Source organism: Kitasatospora sp. NPDC057518 (assembly GCF_042802075.1).
Taxonomy (GTDB): domain Bacteria; phylum Actinomycetota; class Actinomycetes; order Streptomycetales; family Streptomycetaceae; genus Kitasatospora.
In genome coordinates this window covers 1-8326 of sequence record NZ_JBHVEU010000398.1, presented here as the reverse complement: position 1 = coordinate 8326, position 8326 = coordinate 1, and the positions used below count along the sequence as shown (strand labels likewise).

The 8326-nt window shown below is 75.4% G+C and carries 10 protein-coding genes; 7 read left to right on the top strand and 3 right to left on the bottom strand.

All coding sequences use genetic code 11. From position 1 onward, the window contains the following. Positions 1 to 258: 258 nt before the first annotated feature. Positions 259 to 456 (bottom strand): hypothetical protein, encoded by a 198-nt coding sequence (locus tag ACFU7Z_RS31000; RefSeq protein ID WP_049660802.1) that lies wholly within the window; start codon positions 454 to 456, stop codon positions 259 to 261. A gap of 233 nt (positions 457 to 689) precedes the next feature. Here ACFU7Z_RS31000 and ACFU7Z_RS30995 point away from each other — a divergent pair, with 233 nt between their 5' ends. Genes ACFU7Z_RS30995 through ACFU7Z_RS30985 form a run of 3 tightly spaced genes read left to right on the top strand, consistent with a single transcriptional unit; the run spans position 690 to position 3338 of the window. Continuing rightward, entirely contained in the window at positions 690 to 2066 is a 1377-nt protein-coding gene (locus tag ACFU7Z_RS30995; protein ID WP_380781135.1) for a D-alanyl-D-alanine carboxypeptidase family protein, read from the top strand. A gap of 19 nt (positions 2067 to 2085) precedes the next feature. Beyond that, positions 2086 to 2871, top strand: a complete 786-nt coding sequence (locus ACFU7Z_RS30990; RefSeq protein ID WP_074003706.1) for a DUF4239 domain-containing protein — start codon at positions 2086 to 2088, stop codon at positions 2869 to 2871. A gap of 53 nt (positions 2872 to 2924) precedes the next feature. After that, positions 2925 to 3338 (top strand): PPOX class F420-dependent oxidoreductase, encoded by a 414-nt coding sequence (locus tag ACFU7Z_RS30985; protein ID WP_117486643.1) that lies wholly within the window; start codon positions 2925 to 2927, stop codon positions 3336 to 3338. A 31-nt stretch (positions 3339 to 3369) separates the two neighbouring features. Here the strand turns inward: ACFU7Z_RS30985 and ACFU7Z_RS30980 are convergent, their stop codons facing one another. Beyond that, positions 3370 to 4149: an MBL fold metallo-hydrolase gene (locus ACFU7Z_RS30980; protein ID WP_380781133.1), complete on the bottom strand. Its 780-nt coding sequence runs from the start codon at positions 4147 to 4149 to the stop codon at positions 3370 to 3372. A gap of 142 nt (positions 4150 to 4291) precedes the next feature. On the opposite strand from ACFU7Z_RS30980, the gene ACFU7Z_RS30975 reads away from it, so the two are divergent. Beyond that, entirely contained in the window at positions 4292 to 4693 is a 402-nt protein-coding gene (locus ACFU7Z_RS30975; RefSeq protein ID WP_375873665.1) for an NTP pyrophosphohydrolase, read from the top strand. 13 nt (positions 4694 to 4706) lie between these two features. On the opposite strand, the gene ACFU7Z_RS30970 is transcribed toward ACFU7Z_RS30975, so the two are convergent. Continuing rightward, positions 4707 to 5162, bottom strand: a complete 456-nt coding sequence (locus ACFU7Z_RS30970) for a hypothetical protein (RefSeq protein WP_380781131.1) — start codon at positions 5160 to 5162, stop codon at positions 4707 to 4709. A gap of 231 nt (positions 5163 to 5393) precedes the next feature. On the opposite strand from ACFU7Z_RS30970, the gene ACFU7Z_RS30965 reads away from it, so the two are divergent. The 3 genes from ACFU7Z_RS30965 to ACFU7Z_RS30955 are packed head-to-tail and all read left to right on the top strand — an operon-like array spanning position 5394 to position 8301. Beyond that, positions 5394 to 5555 carry a hypothetical protein gene (locus tag ACFU7Z_RS30965; protein ID WP_380781129.1) on the top strand — a complete coding sequence of 54 codons (162 nt, stop codon included), beginning with the start codon at positions 5394 to 5396 and terminating at the stop codon, positions 5553 to 5555. Beyond that, positions 5552 to 7819, top strand: coding sequence for a heavy metal translocating P-type ATPase (locus ACFU7Z_RS30960; protein WP_380781126.1), 2268 nt, complete (start codon positions 5552 to 5554; stop codon positions 7817 to 7819). The genes ACFU7Z_RS30965 and ACFU7Z_RS30960 overlap by 4 nt, the downstream gene beginning before the upstream one ends. Next, the gene (locus ACFU7Z_RS30955) at positions 7816 to 8301 is read left to right on the top strand and encodes a copper chaperone PCu(A)C (RefSeq protein ID WP_380781124.1); all 486 of its coding nucleotides are present in this window, start codon (positions 7816 to 7818) and stop codon (positions 8299 to 8301) included. Before ACFU7Z_RS30960 ends, ACFU7Z_RS30955 begins: the two co-directional genes overlap by 4 nt. Positions 8302 to 8326 lie beyond the last annotated feature (25 nt).

Sequence of the window (8326 nt, the reverse complement as noted above, 5' to 3'; positions counted from 1 at the left end):
GCCGACCGCCAGCGCAGCAGCATCGGTTCGATGAGCTGCCACTGGTCGTCCTTCAGGTCCGAGGGGTACCGGCGTCGTTGAGTCACGATTGATCAATACCGCTGACGCGGGCCCGGCCGCTACGAGATCCTGGAACCGAGTCCGTGCCGCGCCATTGGAAGCCGGACAGTTGGGGGGATTCCCCTATCGAACGCCCTCTCAGACGATCAGGGTGTGCGCTGACCGTGCCGGGCGCGTTCCAGCCCTGCCGCGCATCCGCTAACCGTGCCGGGCCGCGGGGAGCGCCAGCAGGACACCCAGCACCACCAGGGTGGAGTACCCGGCGATCTCGTGGCCGGCCGGCACCAGGACCCGGACGAAGCCGAACAGCCGGAAGCCCTCGATCCAGGTGGACAGCAGGCCGGAGGCGCCGCCGACGATCAACACGGAGCCGAGGTAGCCGAGCAGGGTCTTCATGCTCCCGAGCCTAGGAATCCGGCCCTCCGCCGGACATCCGACTTTCGGTGCGGGCCGACGCCACCAAAGTCGTCCCTTCCACGCGGCTCCGACCCGGCTCCTCACGGTGCCTCACCACCCGGCCCGACTCCGGACGGCTCAGCCCGACTCCGGACGGCTCCGGACGGCTCAGCCCGGCTCCGGACGGAGCAGCAGGCCCGGCGGCCCGGCGGCGGCGCGGGTACGTTCGCCGTGTGTTCCCCACCCGCACACCCCTGAAGTCGCCCTCCGCCGCCGTGACCGCGGCCGGAGCCGCCGCCTGCGCCGTCCTGGTCCTCGCCGTCACCGCCCCGGCCTCCCTCGCCCAGGACTCCGTCCCCGCCGTCGGCGGGGAGCGGCTCGGCCGCCCGGCCGTCCAGGTCGCGCCGCTGGCCGGGGCGCCCGCGCTGCCCTCCGACCTGACCGGCCGCTCCTGGCTGGTCGCCGACGCGGCCACCGGCGAGGTGCTCGCCGCCCGCGACGCCCACCTGCCGCTGCCCCCGGCCAGCACCCTCAAGATGCTGTTCGCGGACACCGTGCTGCCCAAGCTCGACCGCACCACCGAGCACAAGGTCACCACGACCGAGCTCGCCAGCCTCGGCGCCGGCAGCAGCCTGGTCGGCGTCAAGGAGAACCTGCCGTACCGGGTCGAGGACCTCTGGCGGGGCGTCTTCCTCAGCTCCGGCAACGACGCCGTCCACGTCCTCGCCCACATGAACGGCGGCATCCAGCAGACCGTCACCGAGATGCAGGAGCGCGCCCGGGCGCTCCAGGCCCGCGACACCAAGGTCGTCTCCCCGGACGGCTACGACATGGACGGCCAGGTCTCCTCCGCCTACGACCTCACGCTCTTCGCCCGGGCCGGGCTGCGCAACGCCGACTTCCGCTCCTACTGCGCCACCCGCACCGCGCGCTTCCCCGGCGGACTGGACAAGCTCACCGGCCAGCGCACCAGCTTCGACATCGCCAACACCGACCGGCTGCTCGGCAAGTACCCCGGCCTGATCGGCGTCAAGAACGGCTACACCACCAACGCGGGCGCCACCTTCACCGGCGCCGCCGAACGCGACGGCCGCACCCTGCTGGTGACGGTGATGCACCCGGACACGCAGGGCAGGGTCTACGACGAGGCCGCCAGCCTGCTCGACTGGGGCTTCGCGGCCGCCGGGAAGGTCCAGCCGGTCGGCAAGCTGGTCGACGACACCGCCGCCCCCGCCCCCGCCGGGCCGTCCGCCGCCGCTGGCGGGGCCGAGGCCGGCGAGCAGTTGCCGCCCTGGTCCCGTCCGCCGCTGACCAGCGGCTCCGGCTCGGGCCTCGCCCCCGCCGTCTGGACCGCCGCCGTCCTCGCCACCGCCCTCGCCGCCTGGGCCACCGCCCGCGTCACCGCCCGCCGCCGCACCGCGTCCGCCGCGTCCGCCGCGGCGTACGACGGGGGCGGGGCGACCGCCGTCGGCGGCGCCACCGGCGCCACCGGCGTCGGCGGCCACGGCCGGCACCGCCTCACCCGCCGCGCCCGCACCCTGCTCCGCACCGCCCGGACCGGCGGGCCTCCCCGTACCACCCGCGGGCCCCGCGGGACCACACCCGACTGACCGGCGAGGACGGACGGCCGTGGAACTCTGGCTGCTGAACCACTTCTCCACCACCGAGCTCACGTTCCTGGTCGTCGGCGGCTTCGTCGTCCTGGCCGTGGCCTGCAGCCTCCTCACCACCCGCCGCTTCCCCGCCCTCACCGGTGGCGAGAACAACGACATGGTCGGCGTGGTGCTCGGCATGTTCGGGGCGATCTACGGCATCATCCTCGCCTTCGTCATCGTCAACCTGTGGACCGAGCTCCAGGACACCCAGAAGGTGGTCTCCACCGAGGCGACGTCGATCTCCCAGATCGCCCGCGACGCCAAGGCCTTCCCGCCCGACGTCCAGACCGCCGTGAACGCCTCGATCCACGACTACGTGCACGCCGTGGTCGAGCAGCAGTGGCCGCTGATGAGGGCCGGCCGCGGCGACTTCACAGTGACGGCCACCAAGGTGGACCGGATGTACCAGGTGCTGCGCGAGTACGAGCCCCAGTCCCAGTCCGAACAGGCCTTCTACACCGAGGCGTTGGGCAGCCTCAACGACGCGGTCGGGCAGCGCCGGGACCGGATCAACGAGAGCCGCAACGAACTGCCGGTCCTGCTCCAGGTGCTGATCGTGGGCGGCGCGCTGGTGATCCTCGCGCTGACCCTGCTGTACGGGCTGCGCAGCCCGAAGGTGCGGCTGCTGTTCGTCGGCTCGGTGGCCGCGCTGATCGGGTTCAGCCTGCTGCTGGTCCTGGTACTGGACCGGCCCTTCGCCGGGGACCTCAGCGTGAGCCCGACGCCCTTCAAGGAAAGCGCGCTGGCGCAGTTCTGGTGACCGCCCGTCTCCGCTGCCCGGGATGGTGCCCGGAGCCCTCTAGACTTCCGGCCATGACCACGCCCGACCCCTCCGCCGCGGACCGGCTCGCCCGGATCGTCCAGCTCTCCTCCGGGAGCTACCTGCTCGTCACCACGTACAGGAAGGACGGCACCGCCGTGCCGACCCCGGTGTGGGTGGTGCGCGACGGGGAGGCGCTCGGGGTCTGGACCGTCGCGGACTCCTGGAAGGTCAAGCGGATCCGCAACCGCGCCGACGTGCTGGTCGGCCCGTGCGACGTCAAGGGCCGCCCGACCGGCGAGCAGTACCCCGCCACCGCCGAGCTCCTCGGCCCCGAGCGCACCGCCGCCTACCGCACCCTGCTGCGCCAGAAGTACGGCCTGCTCGGCGTGCTCACCCTGCTCGGCAGCCGGCTGCGGCGCGGCGAGCGCGGCACCGTCGGCATCCGGATCACGCTGACGGACTGAGCGCTGACGGACCGAGCGCCGACGGACCGGGCTACGGGTGCGGGCCGGCCAGTGCGCTGGGCAGCCCGACGAACCCCGACTCCGGTCCGAACCGCTCCTCCAGCCCGTCCGCCAGGGCGGTCAGCGCGGCCGCGCCGTCGCCGTGGAAGGACGAGCCGTGCATCACCGCCAGGGTGCGCGGGCGCAGCTCGGCGAGGGAGCGCAGCGCGGTCGCGGCGGCCGTCAGGCAGGAGGTCTGGCGGAACAGCCCCTCCGATTCCAGGGCCGATTCGACCAGGTCGGCGTCGGTGACGGCGGGCCCGTTGCCGAGGTGGGTGAACAGGTCGCCGCAGAACAGGGTGCGGGTCTGCTCCTCGAACAGCACCCGCGCCTCCCAGCCGTGCGGCACGTGCGCGGTGTTGATGTTGCGCACCCGTCGGCGCACCTGGCGCCCGCCGAGGTCCAGCACCTCGCCGTCGTCCATCGGCACCGGCGGGCGGTCGGCCAGGTCGTTCAGCGAGACCAGGCAGCCGAGCGTGTTGTGCGCGACCCGCGCGTGCGGGGCCGCGGCGAGGAACTCGTTCATCGCCCCGCACTCGTCCGCCTCGACGTGCCCGAAGGTCACCCACCGCAGCCGCTCCACCGGCAGCACCCGGCCGACCGCCTCGGACACCGCCGGGAACAGCGAGCGCATCCCGGTGTGGAAGATCAGCGGCTCCTCGGCGTCGACCAGGAACTGGTTGAAGGTGAACCCGGCGGGCGGGGCGATCTCCGGGACGAAGGTCGAGATCCGGTAGATGCGTTCGGCGATCTCGTCGATGCGTGTCTCCATGGGCCCGTTGCCTACCCGAGCCGCCCGGGGCCGGCGCTCAGGCGGCACCGGACATGCCGCCCGCGTCGCCGGTTCGGCCGAGCGGCGCGGCTCCGACCGGCCACCGCGGAACCCGCCCGGGCGGCGTGGCAGGCTGGCGGCCATGGACGAGAACGAGGCCGGGCCGCTCCCGCTGCTGGTGGTGGACGGCGCGAACGTGGTCGGATCGGTGCCGGACGGCTGGTGGCGCGACCGGCGGGGCGCCGCCGAGCGGCTGCGGGACGCGCTGGTGGCCGTCGCCGAACGGGGCGTGCCGGAGCACCCCGGCCCGTTGGAGGTGGTGCTGGTCGTCGAGGGCGCGGCCCGGGGGGTGGACGGCGTGCCCGGAGTACGGGTGGTGGCGGCGAGCGGCAGCGGCGACGACCGGATCGTGGAGCTGGTCCGGGCCGAGAAGGCCCGAGACCCCGCCCGCACCTGCCTGGTCGCCACCGCCGACCGCGAACTGCGGGCCCGGGTCGGCGTGTCGGGTGCCACCGCCATCGGGCCGCGCAGCGTTCGGCCGTAACCCTGCGATATGTCTAGTCGGCCTGGGTGGCGTACATGCCCCAGTGGATCGACGGGTCCGAGGTGTGCGCGGTGAACAGCAGGTCCCGGCCCGGGCGGGCGGGGACCTCCACCGAGCCGACGCCGGTGGAGTCGACCGGGCACTGGACCGTGAAGTCGACCGGCGCCGCGCCGCCGATGTGCACGTCCACCGAGCCGCCGCCCCGGCAGCCGAGCGTGAACGTGAACGGCTGCGACGGGTTCACCGAGGCCGTCACGGCGCCGCCGTCGCCGATCCAGTCCGGTATCCAGATCAGCCCCTCCGGCCCCGGGTGCGGCAGGATCTCGCCCGTCCCCGGCTGGCCGGGAACCGCGGCGGGCGCCTCGGCCCCGCTCCCGGCCGGCTGCGCCACCGCCGTCCCGGCGAGGGCGAGCACCGCCCCCATTGCCCCGGCCACCGCCGCGAAGCCCTGCTTCCCCGTACGCTTCATCGCTGGTTCCCCCTTCGGTGTTCCTCGGTCCGCACGCCCGGTGTTCGGCGTGCGGAGCAAACCTACGACGCCCCACCGACAAGGGACACCCGCCGGGGCGCCGCCCGGCGGAGCGGCCCGGCACCGCCGGTTCGGGAACGTACGGGAACCGGTTCCGGAACGTACGGGAACCAACCGCGTCGCCCGTCCGACTGCTGGGGGGTGAGTGCGAAGTCGCCGGGAGTCCGGCCGTTGAGTGTGCTGGCGGGGTTCGTCCTGCTGCTGGTGGTGGTGTTCGTGGTGGCCTACGGGGTGGGGCGCCAGGTCGGCCCGGTCGCGCCCGGGTTGCGGCCCAGTAGCGGGGGCGGCGGGTCGCCCGGGATGGACGGGCACGGCATGGGCGGGATGCGGTGAGCGCCGTCGCCGAGCCCGTGGTCGCCACCGATCTGGCGGTCGGCGGGATGACCTGCGCGGCGTGCGTGGGCCGGGTGGAGAAGCGGCTGGCCCGGATCGACGGGGTGACGGCCGGGGTGAACCTGGCGACCGGACGGGCCCGGGTGCTGCACCCGGCCGGGGTGCCGGTCGCGGAGCTGGTGGCGGCGGTCGAGCGGGCGGGCTACACCGCCGAGCCGCTGCCCGCGGGGGCGCCGGTCGGGGTGGCGGCGGAGGAGCCGGACGAGCGGTGGCGGCTGCTGGTCACCGCCCTGCTGGCCGTCCCGGTGCTGGTGCTGTCGATGGTGCCGTCGGCGCAGTTCACCGCCTGGCAGTGGGTCTGCTTCGCGCTCGCCGTCCCCGTGGTGACCTGGGGGTCTGCCGGGTTCCACCTCCGCGCCCTGCGGGGGCTGCGGCACGCGGCGGCGACCATGGACACCCTGGTCAGCCTGGGTGTGGTGGCCTCCTTCGGCTGGTCGGCGTACGCGCTGTTCCTCGGCGGGGCGGGCGATCCGGACATGCGGATGCCCTTCTCGCTGACCGCCGACGGCGGCGGCACCGCGCACGTGTACCTGGAGGCGGCGGTCGGCGTGCCGCTGTTCGTGCTGGCCGGGCGGCTGCTGGAGGGCCGGGTGCGGCGGCGCAGCGGGTCCGCGCTGCGGTCGCTGGCCGAGCTGGGCGCCAAGCAGGTGTGCCTGCGGGGGGCGGACGGCGAGGAGCGCCTGGTGCCGATCGAACTGCTGCTGCCCGGGCAGGAGTTCGTGGTGCGGCCGGGCGAACGGGTGGCCACCGACGGGGTGGTGGTCGACGGGGGTTCGGCGCTCGACCTGAGCCTGCTGACCGGGGAGAGCGTGCCGGTCGAGGTCGGCCCCGGGGACCGGGTGGCGGGCGCGACGGTGAACGTGGGCGGCGCCCTGGTGGTGCGGGCCACGGCGGTCGGCGCGGACACCCAACTGGCCCGGATCACCGAGCTGGTGGCGGAGGCCCAGGCCGGCAAGGCGCGGGCGCAGCGGCTGGCGGACGCGGTGGCCGGGGTGTTCGTGCCCTGTGTGCTGGCGGTCGCGGCGAGCGTGCTGGGCTTCTGGCTGGGCGCGGGCGCGGCCCCGCAGGCGGCGGTGACGGCGGCGGTCGCGGTGCTGGTGGTGGCCTGCCCGTGCGCGCTCGGGCTGGCCACGCCGACGGCGCTGCTGGCGGCGACCGGGCGGGGCGCGGAGCTGGGCGTGCTGGTGCGCGGCCCGGAGGTGTTGGAGAGCCTGCGCCGGGTGGACACGGTGGTGATGGACAAGACCGGGACGCTGACCACCGGCCGGATGGAACTGGCCGCCGTCACCACCGCGGACGGTCCCACGCAGGACGAGGCCCTGCGGCTGGCCGGCGCGGTCGAGCACCGCTCCGAGCACCCGATCGGCCGGGCCGTCGCGACGGCGGCCCGCGAGCGCTGCGGGCCGCTGCCGGCCGTGACCGGCTTCGCGGCCGCCACCGGGCTCGGGGTGTCCGGGACGGTCGAGGGCCGGGCCGTCCGGGTCGGGCGGCCGGACGACGCCGCGCTGCCGCCGGCCCTGGCCGAGGCGGTGGCGCAGGCCGGGGAGGCGGGCCGCACGGCCGTCGTGGTCGAGCTGGACGAGCGGCCGGCGGCCGTCCTGGCGGTCGGCGACACGGTGCGCTCGGGGAGCTGGCGGGCCCTGCACCGGCTGCGCGGGCTGGGCCTGGAGACCGTACTGCTGACCGGGGACGGCCCCGGCGCCGCCCGGGCGGTGGCCGCCGAGCTGGGCATCGAGCGGGTGCACTCCTCGGCCTCCCCCGAGCGCAAGGCCGAGGTGGTGGCCGAACTGCGCGCCGCCGGACGGACGGTCGCGGTGGTCGGTGACGGCGTCAACGACGCCGTGGCACTGGCCTCGGCGGACCTCGGGGTGGCGCTGGCCTCCGGCAGCGACGCCGCGATCGGCGCGGCCGGGCTGACCCTGGTGCGCGGCGACATCGAGGCGGTGGTGGACGCCGTACGGCTGGCCCGGCAGACCCTGGCGACCATCCGGGCCAACCTGCTCTGGGCCTTCGGCTACAACCTGGTGCTGATCCCGCTGGCGGCGGTCGGACTGCTCAACCCGATGCTGGCGGCGGTCGCCATGTCGCTCAGCTCGCTGCTCGTGGTGGGCAACAGCCTGCGGCTGCGCACCTGGGAACCGGGGCGGGGACAGCGCAGGGGCCAGGGACAGGGACAGGGACGGCGCAAGGGAGGACGACGGTGAAGGCCTGGCAGCGTCTCGGGGCGGTCGGCCCGCCGGTCGGCGCGGCGGCGCTGGCCCTGGTCCTGCTCACCGGCTGGACGGCGTTCGGCGGGGCCGGCCGCGACCGCCCGGTGGAGGCCGGCCCGGGCTGGGTGCTGCTGCCGACGGCCGGCGCGGCCTCCGCCACGGCGGCCTTCTTCACGATCCGCAACCCGGGCGACATACCGGACGAACTGACCGGTGCCAGCTGGGAGTTCGGCGGCCGGATCACCCTGAAGCGGCACCTGCACCAGGGCGCGGCGGGCCGCTGGGAGCCGGCCCCGGCGCTGCCGGTGCCGGGCCGCGGCGAGCTGCGGATGACCCCGGAGGACGCGGACCTGATGATCGCCGACCCGCCGCCGCTGCGGGCCGGCCAGTGGGTGGAGTTCACCCTCACCTTCCGGCACAGCCCGCCGCTGCGGCTCGCCGCCCAGGTGCTGCCGGCGGCCGAACGGCCGCGCTGAACGGGCGCGCTGAAAACGTCAGGGC